General features: G+C 71.1%; 24 protein-coding genes. 5 read left to right on the top strand and 19 right to left on the bottom strand.

The features are described 5' to 3' along the window. Window positions 1-155: 155 nt before the first annotated feature. Together AB0N03_RS01190 and AB0N03_RS01185 are read right to left on the bottom strand one after the other, a co-directional pair. Window positions 156-1256 (bottom strand): NAD/NADP octopine/nopaline dehydrogenase family protein, encoded by a 1101-nt coding sequence (locus tag AB0N03_RS01190; protein ID WP_364363435.1) that lies wholly within the window; start codon window positions 1254-1256, stop codon window positions 156-158. A 106-nt stretch (window positions 1257-1362) separates the two neighbouring features. Then, a complete protein-coding gene (locus AB0N03_RS01185) occupies window positions 1363-2487 on the bottom strand; it encodes a nucleotide pyrophosphatase/phosphodiesterase family protein (protein WP_364363432.1) in 1125 nt (374 codons plus the stop codon). 45 nt (window positions 2488-2532) lie between these two features. Between AB0N03_RS01185 and AB0N03_RS01180 the strand changes: the two genes are divergently transcribed. Then, window positions 2533-2745, top strand: coding sequence for a zinc ribbon domain-containing protein (locus AB0N03_RS01180; RefSeq protein WP_364363429.1), 213 nt, complete (start codon window positions 2533-2535; stop codon window positions 2743-2745). Here AB0N03_RS01180 and AB0N03_RS01175 read toward each other — a convergent pair. Next, the gene (locus AB0N03_RS01175; protein ID WP_364363426.1) at window positions 2742-3860 is read right to left on the bottom strand and encodes a PLP-dependent transferase; all 1119 of its coding nucleotides are present in this window, start codon (window positions 3858-3860) and stop codon (window positions 2742-2744) included. The two genes, AB0N03_RS01180 and AB0N03_RS01175, sit on opposite strands and share 4 nt — an antisense overlap. A gap of 58 nt (window positions 3861-3918) precedes the next feature. On the opposite strand from AB0N03_RS01175, the gene AB0N03_RS01170 reads away from it, so the two are divergent. After that, window positions 3919-4395: an Lrp/AsnC family transcriptional regulator gene (locus AB0N03_RS01170; protein ID WP_364363423.1), complete on the top strand. Its 477-nt coding sequence runs from the start codon at window positions 3919-3921 to the stop codon at window positions 4393-4395. A 2-nt stretch (window positions 4396-4397) separates the two neighbouring features. Here the strand turns inward: AB0N03_RS01170 and AB0N03_RS01165 are convergent, their stop codons facing one another. Then, a complete protein-coding gene (locus AB0N03_RS01165) occupies window positions 4398-4922 on the bottom strand; it encodes an adenylate kinase (RefSeq protein WP_364363420.1) in 525 nt (174 codons plus the stop codon). Continuing rightward, window positions 4906-5370, bottom strand: coding sequence for an Lrp/AsnC family transcriptional regulator (locus AB0N03_RS01160; RefSeq protein WP_364363417.1), 465 nt, complete (start codon window positions 5368-5370; stop codon window positions 4906-4908). The genes AB0N03_RS01165 and AB0N03_RS01160 overlap by 17 nt, the downstream gene beginning before the upstream one ends. A gap of 93 nt (window positions 5371-5463) precedes the next feature. Here AB0N03_RS01160 and AB0N03_RS01155 point away from each other — a divergent pair, with 93 nt between their 5' ends. Together AB0N03_RS01155 and AB0N03_RS01150 are read left to right on the top strand one after the other, a co-directional pair. Beyond that, window positions 5464-6303, top strand: a complete 840-nt coding sequence (locus AB0N03_RS01155; RefSeq protein ID WP_364363414.1) for an LLM class flavin-dependent oxidoreductase — start codon at window positions 5464-5466, stop codon at window positions 6301-6303. Next, the gene (locus AB0N03_RS01150) at window positions 6300-6728 is read left to right on the top strand and encodes a nucleoside deaminase (protein WP_364363412.1); all 429 of its coding nucleotides are present in this window, start codon (window positions 6300-6302) and stop codon (window positions 6726-6728) included. Before AB0N03_RS01155 ends, AB0N03_RS01150 begins: the two co-directional genes overlap by 4 nt. A gap of 127 nt (window positions 6729-6855) precedes the next feature. Here the strand turns inward: AB0N03_RS01150 and AB0N03_RS01145 are convergent, their stop codons facing one another. The 10 genes from AB0N03_RS01145 to nucS form a co-directional block, all read right to left on the bottom strand. After that, complete coding sequence (locus tag AB0N03_RS01145) at window positions 6856-8622, bottom strand: 3-hydroxybutyryl-CoA dehydrogenase (protein ID WP_364363409.1); 1767 nt, start codon at window positions 8620-8622, stop codon at window positions 6856-6858. A 119-nt stretch (window positions 8623-8741) separates the two neighbouring features. Further along, window positions 8742-9416: a dihydroxyacetone kinase phosphoryl donor subunit DhaM gene (gene dhaM, locus AB0N03_RS01140; protein WP_364363406.1), complete on the bottom strand. Its 675-nt coding sequence runs from the start codon at window positions 9414-9416 to the stop codon at window positions 8742-8744. Further along, the gene (gene dhaL / locus AB0N03_RS01135) at window positions 9413-10042 is read right to left on the bottom strand and encodes a dihydroxyacetone kinase subunit DhaL (protein ID WP_364363403.1); all 630 of its coding nucleotides are present in this window, start codon (window positions 10040-10042) and stop codon (window positions 9413-9415) included. Before dhaL ends, dhaM begins: the two co-directional genes overlap by 4 nt. Beyond that, window positions 10042-11043 carry a dihydroxyacetone kinase subunit DhaK gene (dhaK, locus tag AB0N03_RS01130; RefSeq protein WP_364363400.1) on the bottom strand — a complete coding sequence of 334 codons (1002 nt, stop codon included), beginning with the start codon at window positions 11041-11043 and terminating at the stop codon, window positions 10042-10044. Before dhaK ends, dhaL begins: the two co-directional genes overlap by 1 nt. 67 nt (window positions 11044-11110) lie before the next feature. Continuing rightward, window positions 11111-12115 carry a DUF3558 domain-containing protein gene (locus AB0N03_RS01125; protein ID WP_364363397.1) on the bottom strand — a complete coding sequence of 335 codons (1005 nt, stop codon included), beginning with the start codon at window positions 12113-12115 and terminating at the stop codon, window positions 11111-11113. 47 nt (window positions 12116-12162) lie between these two features. Continuing rightward, window positions 12163-12450, bottom strand: a complete 288-nt coding sequence (locus AB0N03_RS01120) for a hypothetical protein (protein ID WP_364363394.1) — start codon at window positions 12448-12450, stop codon at window positions 12163-12165. 10 nt (window positions 12451-12460) lie between these two features. After that, window positions 12461-14158, bottom strand: a complete 1698-nt coding sequence (locus AB0N03_RS01115; RefSeq protein WP_364363391.1) for a sodium:solute symporter family protein — start codon at window positions 14156-14158, stop codon at window positions 12461-12463. 187 nt (window positions 14159-14345) lie between these two features. Next, window positions 14346-15122 carry a hypothetical protein gene (locus AB0N03_RS01110; protein ID WP_364363389.1) on the bottom strand — a complete coding sequence of 259 codons (777 nt, stop codon included), beginning with the start codon at window positions 15120-15122 and terminating at the stop codon, window positions 14346-14348. A gap of 333 nt (window positions 15123-15455) precedes the next feature. Next, window positions 15456-15662, bottom strand: a complete 207-nt coding sequence (locus tag AB0N03_RS01105; protein ID WP_364363386.1) for a DUF1653 domain-containing protein — start codon at window positions 15660-15662, stop codon at window positions 15456-15458. 1 nt (window position 15663) lies between these two features. Next, entirely contained in the window at window positions 15664-16323 is a 660-nt protein-coding gene (gene nucS, locus AB0N03_RS01100) for an endonuclease NucS (protein WP_364363383.1), read from the bottom strand. 37 nt (window positions 16324-16360) lie between these two features. On the opposite strand from nucS, the gene AB0N03_RS01095 reads away from it, so the two are divergent. Further along, on the top strand, window positions 16361-16906 hold the full coding sequence (locus AB0N03_RS01095) for an NUDIX hydrolase (RefSeq protein WP_364363380.1): 546 nt from the start codon (window positions 16361-16363) through the stop codon (window positions 16904-16906). Here AB0N03_RS01095 and AB0N03_RS01090 read toward each other — a convergent pair. The 4 genes from AB0N03_RS01090 to AB0N03_RS01075 all read right to left on the bottom strand — a co-directional run bounded on the left by AB0N03_RS01090 (window position 16878) and on the right by AB0N03_RS01075 (window position 19641). Further along, window positions 16878-17342: a DUF2867 domain-containing protein gene (locus AB0N03_RS01090; protein ID WP_364363377.1), complete on the bottom strand. Its 465-nt coding sequence runs from the start codon at window positions 17340-17342 to the stop codon at window positions 16878-16880. The genes AB0N03_RS01095 and AB0N03_RS01090 overlap by 29 nt on opposite strands. After that, window positions 17339-17839 carry a TetR/AcrR family transcriptional regulator gene (locus AB0N03_RS01085; RefSeq protein WP_364363374.1) on the bottom strand — a complete coding sequence of 167 codons (501 nt, stop codon included), beginning with the start codon at window positions 17837-17839 and terminating at the stop codon, window positions 17339-17341. Before AB0N03_RS01085 ends, AB0N03_RS01090 begins: the two co-directional genes overlap by 4 nt. 69 nt (window positions 17840-17908) lie before the next feature. After that, window positions 17909-18682 (bottom strand): enoyl-CoA hydratase-related protein, encoded by a 774-nt coding sequence (locus AB0N03_RS01080; protein ID WP_364363371.1) that lies wholly within the window; start codon window positions 18680-18682, stop codon window positions 17909-17911. After that, a complete protein-coding gene (locus tag AB0N03_RS01075; protein WP_364364235.1) occupies window positions 18679-19641 on the bottom strand; it encodes a helix-turn-helix domain-containing protein in 963 nt (320 codons plus the stop codon). The genes AB0N03_RS01080 and AB0N03_RS01075 overlap by 4 nt, the downstream gene beginning before the upstream one ends. Window positions 19642-19691 lie beyond the last annotated feature (50 nt).

Genomic DNA, 19691 nt, shown 5'->3' with positions numbered 1-19691 from the left:
CCCTGGGTACGCGAGTCGTCCACCTGGGTACGCGAGCCGACCCTCCAATCACGCGTGATGCCCCTTCAATCACGTGAGATGCCCTTCCAATCACACGTGATGCCCCTCCGATCACGGGTGATGCCCCTCCGATCACGGGTGATGCCCGTCGGAGTTCAAGCCGCGCGGCCCGCCACCCGGCCGCCGATCCGCAACCGGCGCCGGATCCCGTCATGACCGAGGCCGTCCCAGCCGAGCCGGGCCAGCGTCCGCCCGGTCCGGCGGAAGTCCTCGCCCCCGAGCACGGACATGATCGTGATGGCGGCGTCGACCATCGGCGTGGCGACCCCGGCGCACCGCGCGAGTGCCTGCAGCGGCACGAGCGTGGAGCGGATGTCCTCGGTGAGGAAGCGGTGGTCGAGGCTGGTCGGCGCGGCGATCGTCCGGTACGGCTCCACCGTCCGCAACGCGTCGAGCAACGTCGTGGCCGGGCAGCCGTAGTAGCGGTCGAGGACCTCGGTCATGGGCAGCAACCGGGCGCCGTAGGCCCGCGCGACGGCGGCGAACTCGGCTTCGGTCCGCTCCAGCAGCGCGATCGTGCGGTGGGAAACGCCTTCGACGTAGAAGAGCAGCTCCTCCGCGCGGTCGATGGTGCCGAGGTTGGCGAGCGCGATCGGCACGTGCGCGACCGCGCCGAAGTCGTGCAGGCCGCGTTCCACCGGGTTGCGCGCGACCTCCAGCATCGGGAACCACTCGCGCAGCAGCCCGGCGTGCCGTCCGACGGCGGCCGGCGTGCTGCCGGAGATCAGGTTCCAGCCCTTGGCGCCCAGCACGGTCACCCCGCCGGTCCCGGACGGCCGCGCGGCGAACAGCGCGTCGGTCTCGACGACGTCGACCTCCGGCGCCCCGGCGGCGGCGAGCGCGTGCGCGAACTCGACGCTCCCGCACAGCTTGCTGGAGAACAGCACGACGACCTGTCCCGGGCGAAGGTGTCGCGCGAGCCGGACGGCGACCTCCGGGTAAGCGGTGGTCACGGTCGCGACCAGCACCACGGCCCGCCCGGCCAGCGACGCGGGGTCCGCCGTCACCTCCCGCAGCGGGAACCGCCCGTCGAGCACCCCGCTCGCGACGATCTCCCGCCGGCGCGCGATCTCTTCCACGCCCGAGAGATCCCGCGTGCAAAGGTGCACCGACAGCCCCCGCGAGGCGAGGTGGGCCGCGACGGCCCGTCCCTCACCGCCGGCCCCGACGACGCCGATCCCGTCCAGCCCGCTCATTCCGCCCACTCCCGTCAGTCGGGTACGCAGTGGGCAGGTCGGCACGCCGGCCGGGAAAGTTCCCGCCGGAGCACGTTCCCGGAAGCCGGACCCGTCCGGGTACGCGCTAGCCCTGCACGAGCGCCAGCGGCACCAGCTGTTCGGCGGTGGTGAGCGACCCGTGCTGCCCGATCAGCGACGTCTCGACGGCCTCGGCGAGCCCCCGCACCATCCCGAACCGCCCCCGGGCCGCCGCGACGACGTTCCCGATCCGCGGCAGCACCCGATCGCTGACCGTGTGCCCGAACCACCCCTCGGCGATGGCCTCCTCCCGCGACCGCACCCAGGCCCGCTCGCCCAGCACCGCCCGCCAGGCCGCGAGGACGTCCGCGGCCGCGCCCGGCTCGGTGTAGACGTGCCGGGCCCGCACCTCGCCCCCGAAGGTCCGGACCCCGGAAAGCAGCTCCGGGACGTCTTCGAGGTCGAGCTTGTCGTCGACGGTGACCATCCCGTGGTCGGCCACCACCGCGAGCAGGGCGCCGGCCGGCAGGCCGTCCACAAGGGACTCGACGAGCCGGTCGATCTGCCGCAGCTGCATCCGCCACGCGGTCGAACCGGGCCCGTACACGTGCCCGAGCAGGTCGAGTTCGCTGTGGTAGGCGTAGCAGAACGCCCGCCCTTCGAGCACCGACAGGGTCCGCGCGGCGAGATCGCCCAGAGCGTGCACCCCGGCGTACCGCGCGCCGCTCTGAGTGGCCCGGGTCAACGCGGTGTCGGCGAACTGCGCCGACGACACCACGGCCGCGTCGATCCCCGCCGAGGCGGCCCGCTCGAACGTCGTCGGCAGCGGCTGAACCTCCCGCGGCGGGAGCGCGCCCCGGAGGTCGCTGCCGTCCTCGTGGCTGCGCCAGCGCAACGCGTTGAGCACACCCGTGCCGGGCATCTCGAACGTGTAGCCGACCATGCCGTGCTCGCCGGACGCGAGGCCGGTGCCGATCGCCGCCACCCCGGCGGCCGTCGTGGACGGGAAGCCCACCCGCAGCGACTCCCGGGCGAGCTCGGTCAGCACCGGCGCGTCGGCGGCGTGCTCGGCCAGCAGCTCCCAGCCGAGCCCGTCGACCAGCAGCACCCCGGTACTGCGGGCCTCCGGAAGCGCCAGCGTGTTGGCAAAGCCGGGCACCCCGAGCACGGCGAGCAGGGACGGGACGACCTGGCCGAGGTGCGGGACGTCGGCAAGCGTTGGCGGCTGCACGCGCCCACCTTCCCATCTGCGGGCCCATCCGGCGATAATCGCGGCATGCCGACCTACGCCTACCGCTGCCGCGAGTGCACCGAGACGTTCGAGCTCCTGCGCCCGATGAGCGAATCGAGCGCGCCGGCGGCCTGCCCGGTGGGCCACCGCGACACCGTCAAGCTGCTCACCACGGTCGCCTTCACCGGGGCCGCGAGCGGACCCGCGGTCCCGGCGGGCGGCGGCGGTGGCTGCTGTGGCGGCGGCTGCTGCGGCTAGCGGGCCTTCAGCGCCTGCTCCAGGTCGGCCCACAGGTCCTCGACGTCCTCGAGCCCGGCGGACAGCCGGATCAGCTGGTCGGACACGCCCGCGTCGTGCCGGTCACCCGCGTCGACGATCCGGTGGCTGATCGAACCCGGGTGCTGGATCAGCGTGTCGACGCTGCCGAGGCTGACGGCCGGCGTGATCAGCCGGACCGCGCCGATCAGGGCGTGCGGGTCGCCGTCGACCTCGAACGCCACCAGCGGCCCGCCGAGGCGCGGGTAATGGACGGCCGTCACCGCCGGGTGGTCGCCGAGACGCGAGGCCAGCGTCGCCGCGGTCGCCGAAGCGGCGTTGACGCGCAGCGGCAGCGTGGAAAGCCCGCGTAGCAACAGGTATCCGGCGAGCGGGTGCAGCACGCCGCCGGTGGCGAAGCGGATCTGCCGCAGCCGGGCGGCTTCCGCGGCATCACACGCGACGATCCCGCCCATCACGTCGCCGTGGCCGCCGAGGAACTTCGTCGCGCTGTGCAGCACGATCCGCGCGCCGTGGCGGCCGGGGCGCTGGAGCACCGGGGTCGCGAAAGTGTTGTCCACCACCAGAGGCACGTCCCCACAGGCAGCCGCCAGCGAGGCGATGTCGGCCTCCGCGAGCGTCGGGTTCGCCGGCGTCTCGATGAACACCAGCCCGGTGTCGGGCCGCAGCGCGGCGCCGACGGCGTCCGGCGCGGCCCAGGTGACCTCGGTGCCGAGCAGCCCGGACTCGAGCAGGTGATCGCTGCAGCCGTAGAGCGGGCGCACCGCGACGACATGCCGTTTCCCTTGCGCCACCGCGGAAAGCAGGCAGGCCGAGACGGCGGCCATGCCACTGGCGAACGCGACGCCGTGCTCGAAGCCCTCGAGCTCGGCGAGTGCCCGCTCGAACCGTTCGACGGTCGGGTTGCCCACCCGGCCGTAGATCGGCGGCCCGGCGAGTTCGCCGCCGGCGGCGAACTCGTCGATCCGGGCGGCTTCGGCGGCACTGTCGCGGGAAGGGTAGGTCGTCGACAGGTCGAGCGGGGCGGCGTGCACGCCGAGGTCCGTGAGGTCGTCACGGCCGGCGTGCACGGCCCGCGTGCGCAGCGAGGAGGTCATGTCAGCATGGTCGAGCTTTCACCGGATCCGTGGCAACAGTCTCGGATATCATTCGCCGATGCCCGCTTCCGTCGAACTCAGTCCGGTCGACCTCGAGATTCTGCGCCTGCTCCAGAACGATGCCCGGATCACCAACAAGGACCTGGCAGCGGCGGTCGGCATCGCGCCGTCGACGTGCCTGGACCGCGTCGCCCGGCTGCGGGACACCGGCGTGATCACCGGTCAGCACGCGTCGGTCGACGCGGCGAAGCTGGGCCGTCCGCTGGAGGCGTTCCTGTTCGTCCAGGTCCGCCCTCACCGACGACCGCTGGTGGACCCGTTCGTGGAGCACCTGCTGTCCTTGCCGGAGGTGCGCGCGGTCTACCACCTGACCGGGCCGGACGACTTCCTCGCGCACGTCGCGACCAGCTCGGCCGGCGAGCTGCAACGCCTGGTGCTCGACGAGCTGACGGCCCGGGACGAGGTCGCCCGCGTGCACACGAACCTCGTTTTCCAGCACTGGAGCGGCGGCCCACTGCTGCCACCGGGCGCCTGACGTCAGAGGGTGTCCAGCCAGCGGCGGGCCTCACGCGGCGACGTCACCCGGACGACCGTCGGGCACGGCGGTTCGGCGGCCCACTCCCGGATCCGCGCCCGCTTCCGCGCGAACGACGCGAAGTGCCAACGGATGATCGAGTCCGCGGAGAACACCTGGCGGAACGACTCGACGTTCCCATTGCAGATCCGCTCGCGGGTCAGCGAGCGGAGGGCCGTCCGGCGCACCAGGCGGCCCAGCGAAAGCCAGCGCGGGTAGTCGAGCCCCACGATGAGCTGCGTGCGGGGCAGCACGACGTCCTTCCACTTGGTGTACGCGGCGTCGAGGACCCAGCGCTCCCCCGCGCACACCTCGGCGATGCGGCGGCGCTGCTCCTCGTCGGGCACCGCGACCCAGCCCGGCAACCAGGTGAGGTCGTCGGCCGAGACGTAGGGCAGGCCGGTGCGCTCGGCGATCCGGGCCGCGAGCGTCGACTTGCCCGAGCCGGTCACGCCGTAGACGACGATGCGCTCAGGCGTCCAGGTCACGGGCGGGCTCCCGCGGCCCGCGGTAGGGCAGGGTCTGGCTGTAGACGACGTTCGTGGTCGTGCTGCCGAACTGGGCCAGCTCGTCCATCGTGTGCTCGAGGTGGGCCATCGAGGCCGCGGCGATCTTGAGCGTGTAGCAGTCGTCGCCGGTGGTGCGCAGGCATTCGAGGATCTCGAGGCGCTCGCCGAGGAGCTTGTGCAGGGCCTCGTGCCGGCTGCCGGGGTACTTGAGCCGGACGACGGCGAGCACCGGGTAGCCGACCTTGCCGAGGTCCACGTCGGCGCGGTAGCCGGTGATCACACCGGTGGCCTCGAGCCGCCGGAGCCGTTCGGTCGTCGCCGACGCGCTGAGGTTCACCCGGCGGCCCAGTTCGGTGAGCGGCAGCCGGGCGTCCTGCTGCAGCTCGACCAGGATGGCCCAGTCGGTCGGGTCGAGACTCTCGGTCATGGGGCGAATGTACCGCGAGATCCACGGACGAAGCGCCCGAACGCCGTGATCGATCCCTTCCGATCACGGCGTTGACCTCGATAGCCTTTCCTGGTGAAGATCGGCGTGAACGTCCCCAACTTCGGCCCGGGCACGGACCCCGGCGTGCTGCGCGCCTGGGCGCGGACCGTGGAAGGCCTCGGCTTCGACCTGCTGATGGTGTCCGACCACGTCGCGATCACCCCGGACGTCGCCGGCCAGTACCCGGCGCCGTTCTACGAGCCGTTCACGACGCTGTCGTGGCTCGCGGGCGTCACCGAACGGGTGCGGCTCGGCACGACCGTGCTGGTCGTGCCGTACCGGCATCCCTTGCTGGTGGCCCGGATGGCGGCGAACCTCGACGCGCTCAGCGGTGGCCGGTTCGTGCTCGGCGCCGGCATCGGCTGGGCGAAGCAGGAGTTCGACGCGCTCGGCGTGCCGTTCGAGCAGCGCGGAAAGCTCACCAGCGAGTACCTCCGCACGATTCGCGCGGCCTGGGCCGACCGCGACGACTACCGCGCCGGCCCGATCCCGCTCTGGCTCGGCGGGCACAGCGACGCCGGGCTGCGCCGCGCGGTGGAGCTCGGCGACGCTTGGCACCCGTTGCGGATGACGATGTCCGGGTTCCGGGAAGGCCTGGAGCGCCTGAAAACCCTCGCCGGCGACCGGCCGGTGCCGGCGTTCGCCCCGCGGATCCTGCTGCGGGTGACCGGAACCCCGGTGACCGACCCGGATCGGCGCGCCGGCGAAGGCACCCTCGACCAGGTCCTCGACGACCTGGCCCAGCTGCGGGCACTCGGCGCGGACACCGTCGTGTTCGACCCGTTCGATGCGGACCCCGCCGAGACCCTCCACCCGGAGGTCGCGTGGCGGGACCTCGCGGCAGTCGCCGCGTCCTGGAAGGAGAACCGGTGAAGGACACCGAAGAAGCCCTGTTGCGGCGCGCGATCGAGCTCGCCCGCGAAGCGCGCGAGGAGCACGGCAACCCGCCGTTCGGCTCGCTGCTGGCCGACGCCGAGGGCAACGTCCTCGCCGAGGACCGCAACACCTCGTTGACCGACAACGACATCACGGCGCACCCGGAGCTGAAGCTCGCCCGCTGGGCGGCGCAGAACCTGGCCCCCGAGGCCGCGGCGGCGACCACGATGTTCACGAGCACCCAGCCGTGCGGGATGTGCACCGGCGCGATCGAGCGGTCCGGGCTCGGCCGCGTCGTCTACGCGTTGTCGACGGAACAGTTCCTCACGCTGCGGCCACCGGTCACGTGGGGCAAGCACAAGCTGGAAGGCCCGGCACTGTTCGACGAGGCCCGCGTGCCGGTCGAGGGGTACTACCGGTGACGAGCTAGGAGGTACGCGTCGAGTGACCCTGCCGGCCCGGGTGGTGTGCGCCCGAGTTCCACCCGGCGGCGGCCGACCTCCGCCCTCAGTGGGCGCCCTATGGGTCGACCTGGACCTGGGAAGCTGATCAGTAGTCCTTGAAACCCTTCCCGGTCTTCCGGCCCAGCCGTCCGGCCGTCACGAGGTGCTCCAGCAGCGGAGCCGGCGCGAAACCCTCCTCGCGGAACTCGTTGTACAGCGTGCGCTGGATGGCCAGCGACACGTCCAGCCCGACCACGTCCAGCAGCTCGAACGGGCCCATCGGCAGGCCGCAGCCCACCTTCATCGCCGTGTCGATGTCGTTCGCCCCCGCGTAGTGGGCCTCCAGCATCTTCACCGCGTCGTTCAGGTACGGGAACAGCAGCGCGTTGACGATGAAGCCCGCGCGGTCTCCACAGTGGACCGCGTGCTTGCCCACCGCGGCGCAGACCGCGCTCGCCGTCGCCACCACGTCCGGGGCGGTCGCGATCGTCGAGACCACCTCCACCAGCTTCATCACCGGCGCCGGGTTGAAGAAGTGGAGACCGATCACGTCGGACGGCCGGGACGTCGCCGCCGCGCACTCGATCACCGGCAGCGAAGACGTCGTCGTCGCCAGCACCGCGCCCGGGCGGACGACCTCGTCCAGCGCCGCGAACACCGCCTGCTTCACCGAAAGCTCCTCGGCCACCGCCTCGACGACGAGATCGACGTCGGCCAGCGCCTCGAAGTCGGTCACCGGGGTGATCCGCGCCAAGGCCGAAGCAGCGTCCTCTTCGGACAACTTGCCCTTGACCACGGCCTTGTCGAGGGACTTCTTCACCTTCGCCACGGACGCCTGCGCCTTCTCCAGGCTCCGGGCGCGCAGCACGACGTCGAGGCCACGCTTCGCGAACACCTCCGCGATGCCGGTCGCCATCGTCCCGGTGCCGACCACGCCGACCCGTGCGACCGGCCGCGGCGGGACCGAATCCACAGTGGCCACAACCCCGGAAGCGACCACATTGGGCGAGTCCGGCGCGTCGTAGGCGTAGAAGCCGCGGCCGGTCTTGCGCCCCAGCTGACCCGCCGTGATCATCTGCTTGAGCAGCGGCGCCGGCGCGTGCAGCCGGTTGCGGGACTGGTGGTACATCGTGTCGAGGATCTCGTACGCGGTGTCCAGCCCGATCAGGTCGAGCAGCGCGAGCGGGCCCATCGGATAGCCACAGCCGAAGCGCATCGCCGCGTCGAGGTCCTCGCGCGTGGCGTAGCGCTGCTCGTACATCCGCACCGCGTGGTTGAGGTAGCCGAACAGCAGCGCGTTCGCGATGAACCCGGCCCGGTCGCCGATCACCACCGGCACCTTGCCGAGCCGCTCGGCGAACGCGACCACCTCGGTGACCACCTCCGGCTCGGTGACCACGGTCTTCACGATCTCGACGAGCTTCTGCACCGGCGCCGGGTTGAAGAAGTGCATGCCGACGACCTTGCCGGGCCGCGTGGTGTGCACCCCGATCTCGGTGATCGACAGCGACGACGTGTTGGACGCGAAGACGACCTCGGGCCGGGTGATCTTGTCCAGCTCGGTGAGGACGTCGGCCTTCAGTTCCAGGCTCTCCGGGATCGCCTCGACCACGAAGTCCACTTCGGACAGGTCCGAGAGCGTGGTGCTGTACCGGATCCGGCCGAGCAGAGCCTCGCGACCGGCCGGATCGAGCTTGCCGCCGGAAAGAGCACGCTCGGTCGAGTGCTCGATGTGCCCGCGGCCCCGGGCGACGCCGGTGTCGTCGAGCTCGACCGTGACGACGTCGAGCCCGCTGCGCGCGAGCACTTCGGCGATCCCGGCCCCCATCGTGCCCAGGCCGACCACTCCGACCGTCGAGATGTCCCGCGCCATCGAGGCCTCCAGAGATGTTACTCGCTGGTAATTGGCCCCTGACTCTGCCACACGGAACGGCCGGAGCCCACACGGAATCGAGTAAGTACCGCGCAAGTCACCCGGTCGGCGAGCCGGGTTCACTCGCCGAAGTTGCCGTCCACCAGCTCTTTCGCCTTGTCCAGCGCGGCGGGCGCCTGCGGTCCGCGCGCCCGCACGCGGATCCGGTCGCCCTGGCGGGCGCCGAGCGACATCAGGGCCAGCACGCTGTGACCGTCGGCCTCCTGGTCACCGAGCCGGACCGTGACCTCGGCGTCGAACGCGCTGAGCGCGCGCACCAGCACCGCGGCCGGTCGCGCGTGCAGCCCGACCTCGTTCCGCAACACCAGCTCGACCTCGTCGCCACCGCCGCCGGCGGGTTCGGCCGGCACCAGGTCCTCGGGCATCCCGGCGGCCGCGGCGGCCTCCGCCACCGCCTTGCGGTCCTCGCCCGACTGCGCCGCGACGGCCGCCGCGATCGCGCCTTCGACCAGCGGGCCGTCCGCGACGACGGCGGCCGAGGGGTCGGCCAGCGATTCGACGGCGAGCTCGGCGGTCATCTGCGCGCTGCCGAGGTCGTAGAGCAGCACGACGCCGTCGCCGGAGTCGGCGCGCTGGGTGGCCGCGACGACCTCGTCGTAGTCCGTGCCGATCGAGCCGTCGGAGAGACCGCCGGCTGGAAGGATGGTGACGTCCGGCGCCATCTGGGCCGCCAGCTCCGCCAGGCCTTCGGCGAGCTTCGCGCTGTGCGAAACGAGAACGATGCCGACGCTCACCGGGCGGCCTCGGCGAACGCGCGCAGCAGCAGCGCCGACGAGCGTGCGCCGGGGTCCAGGTGCCCCACCGCGCGCTCGCCCAGGTAGGACGCGCGGCCCTTGCGCGGCACCAGGTCCACTGTGGACTCCGCGCCGCGGTCGGCCGCGTCGGCCGCGGCGGTCAGCACCGCGGCGATGTCTCCACCGTCGTCGGCCGCCTTCTCCGCGGCCGACACCGCCGGGATCAGGGCGTCGACCATGGTCGCGTCGCCGCCCACGGCTTTCCCGCGGGCCTGGACGCCTTCGAGACCGGCGCGCAGCGCGTCCAGCAGCGCCGGGACATCGAGGTCCTCGGCGGTCCCGAGCTTGGCGGAAGCGCGCAGGAAAGCTGTGCCGTACAACGGTCCCGCGGCTCCGCCGACCTTCGAGATCAACGTCGTCGCGACGAGCTTGAGGACCGCGCCCGGCGTCTCCGGCACGCCCGCGTCGAGGGCTGCCACGACGGCGGTGAACCCGCGGTTCAGGTTCTCGCCGTGGTCGCCGTCGCCGATCGCGCGGTCGAGGTCGATGAGCTCGACGCGGTGCTCGGCGACGACGGCCGCCGCGGCGCGCACGGCCGCCGCGACCCCGTCGGCCTTGCAGGTCATCAGACCCCCCACCGCAGCGCCGCGGTGTTCACCGGGGCGTCCCAGAGCTCGGTCAGCTCGTCGTCCAGTTTGAGCAACGTCAGACTCATCCCCTGCATCTCGAGGCTGGTGATGTACGGGCCGACCAGCCGGCGTTCCACCACGATCCCACGCTCGGCCAGCAGCCGCTCAGCGATGCCGTGCGCCAGGTAGAGCTCGACGAGCGGGGTGGCGCCCATCGAGTTGGTGAACAGCAGCACCCGGTCACCGGAGGAGAACGGCAGGTCCTCCCGAACGGCATCAACCAGCCGCGCCACCAGCGCGTCGGCCGGTTCGAGCGGGATCCGTTCGCGGCCGGGCTCGCCGTGGATGCCGATGCCGAATTCGATCTCGCCGTCGCCGAGGTCGAAGCTGGGCGTGCCGGCGTGCGGCACGGTCGGCGCGGTCAGCGCGACGCCGATCGACCGCACCTGGCCGATCACCTTCTGCGCCAGCGCGGCCACGGCGTCGAGCGAGTCGCCGCGCTCGGCGGCCGCGCCGGTGATCTTCTCCAGCAACACCGTGCCGCCGACCCCGCGGCGGCCCGCGGTGTACGTCGAGTCCTTGACCGCGACGTCGTCGTCGATCACGACGCTGCGCACCTCGAGGCCTTCGGCGGCGGCCAGCTCGGCGGCCGTCTCGAAGTTCAGCACGTCGCCGGTGTAGTTCTTCACGATGAGCAGGGCGCCCGCCGCACCGGTGGTCGCGGTGACGGCGGCCTGCACGGCGTCCGGCGTCGGCGACGTGAACACCGCGCCGGGCACGGCGGCGGCGAGCATGCCCCGGCCGACGAACCCGCCGTGCAGCGGCTCGTGCCCGGACCCGCCCCCGGAGATGACGGCGACCTTGCCCGCGACCGGCGCGTCGGCACGGACGACGACGTCCGGATCCTCCTGGACGCGCAGGATGTCCGCGTGCGCGGCGGCGAGGCCCCGCAGCGACTCCGCGACGACGTTCGCCGGATCGTTGATGATCTTCTTCACAGCAGCCTCCGGCACATCGGCGGGTGGGGTGTCCCCTTCCTACCTCCCCGCGCGGTCCACCGCCAGGTCAGGCTTTGGGGAGCTTCGTGACCACGTTCTTCGCGACGGTCACAGCCTTGCCGCACGGGTCGTCGGTGTCCGGCTTGGCGTTGTAGTTCTCGTAGTCCACTTGGGCCAGTTCGACGTCGTCGCCCTGCCACGGCCGGTGCTGCCACTCCACCGTGCAGCGCGACGCGCTCCCGTCGGCCTGCTTCTGGAACGCTGTGACGCCGGAGCCGAGGTCCACCTTGGAGTAACCGTCCCCGACGATCGGCGGCAATCCCGGCAGGAACTCGACGGTCACGGACGGGTTGGCGCCGTTGCTCTGCCACTGGCAGGAGTGCAGGCCCGACGGCGCCGACTTCGCCGACGGCACGACGGGAGATACCGCGGTGGTGTCGGCCATCGCGCACGGGTCGGCGGTCACGACGGTGCCCGCCGGTGTCGAGTACTTCTCCGGCGAGTTGTGCACCTTCTGCACGATGGCGTCCATGAGCGTCTGGCCGGGCCGGCACGGGTCGCCGGGGTAGGTGACCGACAGCGTCAGGGCCATGTCCGGGTTCAGCGCCGTCATGGTCGCGACCGTGCAGCCGGAGTCGTCGGTCTTGTCGACGCGCAGCGGGAGCCCGCCGACCTGGCCGGTCGTCTTGTCCGCGTGCGGCAGCAGGGTGTTGCCGATCTCGAAGTCGAGCCGGATCTCCTTGCCGCCGGGGTCCTTCACCTTGTTGCCGCACCGGTCGAAGGCGATCGACGACGGCGACGGGTCCTCCTCGACCGTGCCGAGGCCCAGCGCGCCGAGGGCCTCCTTGGTCAGGAACTGGCACGGCTTGACCGTGCGCAGCACGCCGGCCGCCACGGCGGCGTCGGTGATCGGGCCGTCGGAGACCTGGCCGGCGCCGGCCGCCGCGGGCACCGTCGTCCGCGCGAAGTTGGACTTGCCGAGGTCCTGCCCGCACGCGGTCAGCGGCAGCGCGAGGACGGTGACCAGCAGGAACAGCTTCGGGAGACGGCGGCGCCGAACGTCAGGGAGCACGCGGTGCACGGTAGCCGGAACCGCGCGTCCCTGTCCGGACAACCCCGCTATTCGGCCTCGGCGGGCGACGTGGTGTCGGCGTTCTCGGGCTCGGCCGGCACGACGAGCGGCCGGACCCGGGCCCAGATTACGAACGCCGCGGTCACCACCAGCATGCCGAGACCGGCCCACAGGTTGATGTTGACGTCCGCCGCCTTCTTCAGCTCCGCGTCGGAGGTGAAGAAGGCGCCCATCACCGTGAGGATCACGCCGTAGACGCCGATCAGCAGGGCGATGATCAGCCGGATATCGAAGGCACCCGCCTTCTGCGGCCGCGCGCCGGACTCGGTAGCCATGACGGACCTCCTAGAAGATGGCGTTGAGGGCGATGGTCAGGATGAGCACGATGCCCGCGAGCAGGCCCGGCTTGCGGTACCAGCCCGCGTTCTCGCCGGTGTTGTCGTGCTGACGCGTTTCCTTCGGGGTCAGCGAATAGACGAGCCCGACCAGCTCTTCGTCCGGCTTCGGCTTGGTCGCCAGCGAGACGACGACGCTCACCACGATGTCGACGACGAACGCGGTCCCCGCGGCGACGAAGCTCGTGCCCTGCCCGCTCAGCCCGATCACCCCGGCCTGCGACAGGCCCCAGACGGTGACCGCGGACGCGGTACCGAGCACCAGGCCGCTCCAGCCGGCGTGCGGGGTCATCCGCTTCCAGAACATGCCCAGGATGAACGTCGCGAACAGCGGCGCGTTGAAGAAGGAGAACAGGTCCTGCAGGTAGTTCAGGATGTTGCCGGAGTTCGACGCGATGAACGCGGTGCCGATGGCGAGGATCGTGCCGACCGACGTCACGATGCGGCCGAGGCGCAGGTAGTAGCCGTCCGGCTTGTCCTTCTTGATGTACGTCTGCCAGATGTCGTACGTGAAGACCGTGTTGAAGGAGCTCAGGTTCGCGGCCATGCCCGCCATGAACGAGGCCAGCAGACCGGCGATCGCGATGCCGAGCATGCCGTTCGGGAGCAGGTCCCGCATGAGCAGGAGCAGCGCGTTGTTGAACGTGACGCCGCTTTCCGCGGTGCCGCCGTCCAGCAGGACCTGCTTGTCCTTCACGTACTCGGACACGGTGACCGCGGCGATCATGCCGGGGATGATCACGATGAACGGCACGAACATCTTCGGGAACGCGCCGATGATCGGCGTGCGCCGCGCGGCGGACATGCTCTTCGACGCCATCGCGCGCTGGACCTCGACGAAGTTCGTCGTCCAGTAACCGAACGACAGCACGAAGCCGAGACCGAACACGATGCCGAGAATCGACAAGATGTTGTTGCCGAAGCCCGTCAGGTTGTCACCGGGCCACGAGTGCAGCTGCGCGGTGCCGCCCGGGCTGTTGGTGACCTTGTCGACCAGGCCCTGCCAGCCGCCGACCTTGACCAGGCCGATGATCGTCAGCGGCACCAGCGCGATGACGATCACGAAGAACTGCAGGACCTCGTTGTAGATCGCGGCGGAGAGGCCGCCGAGCGCGGTGTAGGAGAGGACGATCGCGGCGGCGATGATGATCGACACCCACAGCGGCCAGCCGAGCAGCAGGTTCACCACGCTGGCCAGCAGGAACAGGTTCGCGCCCGCGATCAGGATCTGAGCGGCGGCGAAGCTGACGCCGTTGACGAGGTGGGCGGGCTTGCCGAAGCGCCGCCGCATGAATTCGGGGACGCTGCGGACCTTCGAGCCGTAGTAGAACGGCATCATCACGATGCCGAGGAACAGCATCGCCGGGATCGCGCCGATCCAGAAGTAGTGGACGGTCGGCAGGCCGTACTGGGCGCCGTTGGCCGACATGCCCATGACCTCGACCGCGCCGAGGTTCGCCGAGATGAACGCCAGGCCGGTGACCCAGGCGGGCAGTGAGCGGCCGGACAGGAAGAAGTCGAGACTGCTCGACACCTGCCGCCGCGCGAGGTACCCGATGCCGAGTACCAGCACGAAGTAGAACGCCAACTCGATGTAGTCGATCGCGCTCGCGTCGAGTCGCAGGTTCGCATCGGCTAGGACGAGCACCCGACCCACCTCTTTCAACTGGACAACAACCCACAGGAATCACCACTGTCCTGTCGGATCCGGACAGTACTGCATGGATTCAGGGTCGGCACGCTGACGTGTCCACAATGGCCAGAAGGCGCGTCCCCCCTGACGTTGAGCTGGGGAAACGCGCCTTCTGTCACCCGCCGCGGGAGCGGTGCGTGGATCACCGGTCGGTCGGGACCGCGATCTCGCCGTCTTCTTCGATCAGCTTGGCGAGCACGTCGTCGGGCAGGTAGGTGCGGTGCGGGTAGTCCGGACCCCACGAGTTGAGCAGCGGCACGGCGCCGAGCTCGTCGGCCCGCGGGTTGGCGAGCACCGAGTGCACGTCGTCGACCGACTTGGCCCAGCGGAAGGCCTTGATGCCCTGCTTGGCCTCGGGCACGTAGTTCTCGCGCGCCTGCCACTCGTCGTTCGCGTAGGAGTCGTCCCAGAGGACGTGCCCGGTCTCCTTGAGCACCTCGGCCGCGGCGCGGACCGAGGTGCCGTTGTCGTCGCCGGGGTTGGTTTCGTCCCACTCGTCGCGCTTCTTGGCCGAGTCCCAGAGCCAGCGGGCGGTGTACTCGCTGCCGTTGAAGATCGTCATGCAGCGCGACCAGCCGAAGCCGACGCAGGCGCCTTCCTTGCCCTGGTCGTAGAACGCGTACCAGGCGTCGGTGTCCGGCGTGCCACCCGGCTCGAGGCAGACGCAGTGGCCACCCCGGATCCGGCCGAGCTTCTTGACGCCGGCCTTGGCGATGAAGAACTCACCGGAGGTCTCGTCCTTCTCGGGGGTGTCGAAGGCGGAGTACCAGTTCACCCCGATCACGACGGGCGCCCGGCTCGGCCGATCTTCGGCGGAGAGCGCGGTGAGCGGATACCTTTCGACGTGGCGCCAGTCGTCCGGAATGAACCGGCCCAGGCGCGGGTCGGCCGGATCGGAACCGAGTGGGCGATAACGCATGATTTCCTCCTCCGTGCGGGTGAAAAGCGCGCACACCGGCCGGACGGCATGCGCACACCGAGCTCGAAGGCGGACTGAAACGTAGGCACGACAAAGAAAGACGGCCGAGCGCACCACCCTCCGGCCACGCCGGACGCACCGGCGGAACCCCTCGAAATCGAGTGTCGCACGGGTTGGCGCAATAGGATCCCGAACTCACCCGAACAGCGCATAAAGGCAGGTCAGAAAGGAGGCGATCACTTATCTGCCGCCTATCGGGTTAACAATTTCCTTGCGGAGCAATCACACCGGGAATCAGATACCGCAATTAGGCATCGATTCGGTATCGGTACTTCAGTCCGAAACCCGGCGAAACCGCGGCACCGGCCCGTCCGCCGTCTCGACGGTCTCCGCGAACATCGCCTCCGGCCGCACCCAGAGGCCGCGCGATCCGTACAGCGCCCGGTACACCACGAGCTTCTCTTCCGTCTCGCTGTGCCGCGCCACGCCGAGGACCTCGTACTCGCCGCCCTTGTAGTGCGCGTACCGGCCGGGTTCCACGTCAGAACAGCCGGAACTCGTCGGACTCGATGCCGCGCAGCTCGTCGTAGTCCAGCGTCAGACACCGGATTCCACGGTCTTCCGCCAGCGTGCGCGCCTGCGGCTTGATGATCTGCGCCGCGAACACGCCCTGGACCGGGGCCAGCAGCGGGTCGCGGTTCAGCAGCTCCAGGTACCTCGTCAGCTGCTCGACGCCGTCGATCTCGCCGCGGCGCTTGATCTCCACCGCCACCGACTTGCCGTCGGCGTCGCGGGCCATGATGTCGACCGGGCCGATCGGCGTCGGGAACTCGCGGCGGACCAGCGTGTAGCCGTCGCCGAGGGTCTTGATGTGCTCGGCCAGCAGCTCCTGCAGGTGCGCCTCGACGCCGTCCTTCCGCAGGCCCGGCTCCGCGCCCAGCGCCTGCGAATAGTCGTGGAAGATCTCCTCGATCGAGATCACCAGCTTCTCGCCCTGCTTGTTCTCGACGATCCAGATCTTGCCGTCCTCGATCAGCCAGCAGGGTGGGCTCATCCAGTTCAACGGCTTGTACGCGCGGTCGTCGGAGTGGACGGACACCGACCCGTCGGACTTCACGAGCAACAGGCGGGTGGCCATCGGCAGGTGGGCGGTGAGCCGGCCGGCGTAGTCGACCTGGCACCGCGCGATCACGAGACGCACCCGAGGAGGGTAGGACAGGGTCGGTGATACTGGGTGCGTGGACCCCATTCAGCGTGTCGCGTCCCGCGAGGTGTACCGGAACAACTGGATGACCGTGCGGGAGGACGACGTCCGCCGCCCGGACGGCTCGGCCGGCATCTACGGCGTGATCGACAAGCCGGACTACGCCCTCGTCATCGCCCAGGACGGCGACCGGTTCCGGCTGGTCGAGCAGTTCCGCTACCCGCTGGGCGAACGTCGCTGGGAGTTCCCGCAGGGCACCGCGCCCGGCTTGGCCGACGTGCCGCCCGCCGAGCTCGCCGCGCGCGAACTGCGCGAAGAGACGGGCCTGCGCGCCGGCTCGATGGTGCCGCTCGGCAAGCTCGACGTCGCCGCCGGCATGAGCAGCCAGCGCGGCTGGGTGTTCCTCGCCACGGACATCAGCGAAGGCGAGCCCGAGCGCGAACTCGAGGAGCAGGACATGCGCAGCGCGTGGTTCGCGCGCGCGGACCTCGAGAAGATGATCCTGGCCGGCGAGATCACCGACGCGCAGTCGATCGCCGCGTGGGCGCAGCTCATGCTGTTCGAGCGGCACCGGCCCTGAGCATGCCGCGGATCACCAGGTGGTGGACCGGCTTGATGAGCGCGAAGTAGGCCGGGCCGACGCGGTTGTGGAAGTGCACGATCGTGCCGAGCCGGAAGCCGCGGGGCACCGCTTCGACGGTCAGGTATCCGCTCAGATGGCTGTCGTCCGCCCCCGCGACCAGGTAGCGCTCCGGGTCGCCGGCCCGGACGGTGAAGAACGCGACCCGGTCGCCGGGCGCGAACCCGACGTCCTCGGGCCGGAGCCGGCCGGACCGCGGCACCGACGCGGTGTCCAGCCGCAGCGCCTTCGCGAGCAGGTACCGGACACCGAACAGGACTTTCACCCAGGCGGGCGACCAGCCGAACACGCCCGCGATGAACTCGCGCAGGCTGTTCTCGCTCTCGATCTCTTTGAACTCGACGTAATCGGCGCCATCGACGAACGGCTCGGTCATTTCCTTCTCCCCAGAACGAGTTCCAACGCACTCTTGAGCTGCCGGCCGGACAGCGGCGGCACGACCTGCCCGGCACCGACGACGATCAGGTACAGCGCCTGCGCGAGGCCGGCGTCGCCGCTGATCTCGGTCAGATAGGCCACGCGGGTCCGGTCGACGCGCTCCTGGACCGCCCGCGCTTCGGCGTCCTGCAGGGCCCAGGCCCGGATGGCGATCTCGAGCCCGAGGCCGGGTCCGGGCTCGAGGACGAGCTTCAGCAACGCGCTCAGCCGGTCACTCGAAGCCGCCTCGGCCTGCTCCACGAACCGGGTCGTGCGTTCGGTCTCGAAGTGCTCCAGCAGAGCGGTCCGGAAGCCGGTCGTGCCCTTGAAGTGGTGGTAGAAGGAGCCCTTCGACAGGCCGAGCCGCTCGGTCAGCCGCTCGATGGTCACCGACGGCGCGCCCTGCTCCGCCAGCAGCACCAACCCCGCGTCCAGCCAGTCCCGCTTGCTCGCCATGGCTCGACCATACCATACCGTATGGTACGGCCAGCGGCCACGACGAAAACCGGCCGGAACCAGGACAGCTCAGTCGGGCCAGGAGGGCTTGCGCTTCTCGAGGAACGCCGCCATGCCTTCGCGGGCGCCGGGCAGCTGCGACGCCGAGGCCATGACCTCCAGCGCGATCGCGTAGGCGTCGGCTTCGGGTCGGTCGAGCTGGGCGTACAGCGTGACCTTGCCCATCGTCTTGCTGGCCCGGCTGCCGCGGGTCGCGCGTGCGAGCAGCTCCGCGACGGCGTCGTCCAGCCGGTCGTCGGGGACGACGCGGTTGACCAGGCCCCACTCCAACGCCGTCGGCGCGTCGATGACGTCGCCGGTCAGCGCCAGCTCCATCAGGCGCTTGCGGCCGATCGAGCGCGCCACCGGGACCGCCGGGGTGTGGCAGAACCAGCCGCCCTTGCCACCCGGGAGCGCGAAGCCCGCCGATTCGCCGGCGATTGCGAGATCGCACGACGCCACGAGCTGGCAGCCCGCGGCCGTGGCCAGGCCGTGCACCCGCGCGATGACGACCTGCGGGATCGACTGCATCGTGCGCATCAAGTCCGTGCACAGCGTCAGCAGCTCGCGCACGCCCATGAGGTCGCGCGCCGCGACGTCGCCGAAGTCGTGGCCGGCGGAGAACACCGGGCCGGCGCCGGCCAGCACGATGCCGGTCGCGTCCGACGTCCCGGCCTCGTGGAACGCGGCGAGCAGCTCGGCGAGGTGGTCCGCGGACAGCGAGTTGCGCCGCGCCGCGCGGTTCATGGTGATCGTGACGGTGTCGCCGTCGCGCTTGACCAGGATGTGCTCGTACTCGGTCATGCCTCGACGGTAACCCTTCGGAATGTGCGCCGATAGCTGTCCGGGCCGACGCCGACTTCGGCGCGCATCCGGCGTCGTAGATTCGCCGCCGTACCCAGGCCGGAGCGCTGCGCGACGCGCTCGACCGGCAGCTCGGTCGTCTCCAGCAGCCGCTGCGCGAGCCGGACGCGCTGCACCCGCAGCCAGCGTCCCGGCGTCACCCCCGCGGCGGCCGCGAACTCGCGGTGGAACGTCCGCTCGCTCAACCGCGCGTGCCCGACGAGGTCCTCGACGCCGATGCCCGACCCGAGCCTCGCCACCGCCCAGTCCATTGTGGACGCCATGCCGGGCTGGGAAGCCGCCGGCGGCAACGGGTTGTCGACGTACTGCCGCTGCCCGCCCTCGCGCGCCGGGGGCATCACCAGGCGGCGCGCGAGGGTGGCGGCGACCTCCGCGCCGTGGTCGCGCCGAACCAGGTGCAGGCAGAGGTCGAGGCCGCCGACGACGCCCGCCGACGTCAGGATGCCGCCGTCGTCGGTGTAGAGCACGTCGCGCTGGAGGTCGGCGCGCGGCGCGGCGACGGTCAGGGCGTCGAAGTCACGCCAGTGCGTGGTCGCCGGACGGCCGTCGAGCAGGCCGGCGGCGGCCAGCGTGAACGCACCCGAGCACAACGCGGCCACGGTCGTTCCGGCCCGGTGCGCCCGCCGCAGCGCCGCGACGGCGGCCGGCGCGATCGGCGCGAGCGGGTCGTCGCGGCCCGGCGCCAGGACGAGGTCGCAGCCGTCGAGGCCGGCGAGCCCGTGCGTCGCCGCGACGTCACCGAACGGCGAGACGGCGGTGCGGACCCGGCCCTGGCTGCACAACCGCAGGGTGAACGGGCCGATCCCGCTGTCGGTCCGGTCCTGGCCCCAGACCTCGCCGATCACCGCGAGGTCGAACATCCGGGTACCCGGCAGCAGCAGAACGCCGATCGTGCGCATGGCAGAAAAGTACCGCATCGCGCATCCTCTGCCACTCCCCTGAGCGGAAG

This window comes from Amycolatopsis sp. NPDC051061, from assembly GCF_040682935.1.
GTDB lineage: Bacteria > Actinomycetota > Actinomycetes > Mycobacteriales > Pseudonocardiaceae > Amycolatopsis.
Note: the sequence above shows the minus strand (reverse complement) of the source record. Positions and strands in the feature narration are given on the sequence as shown.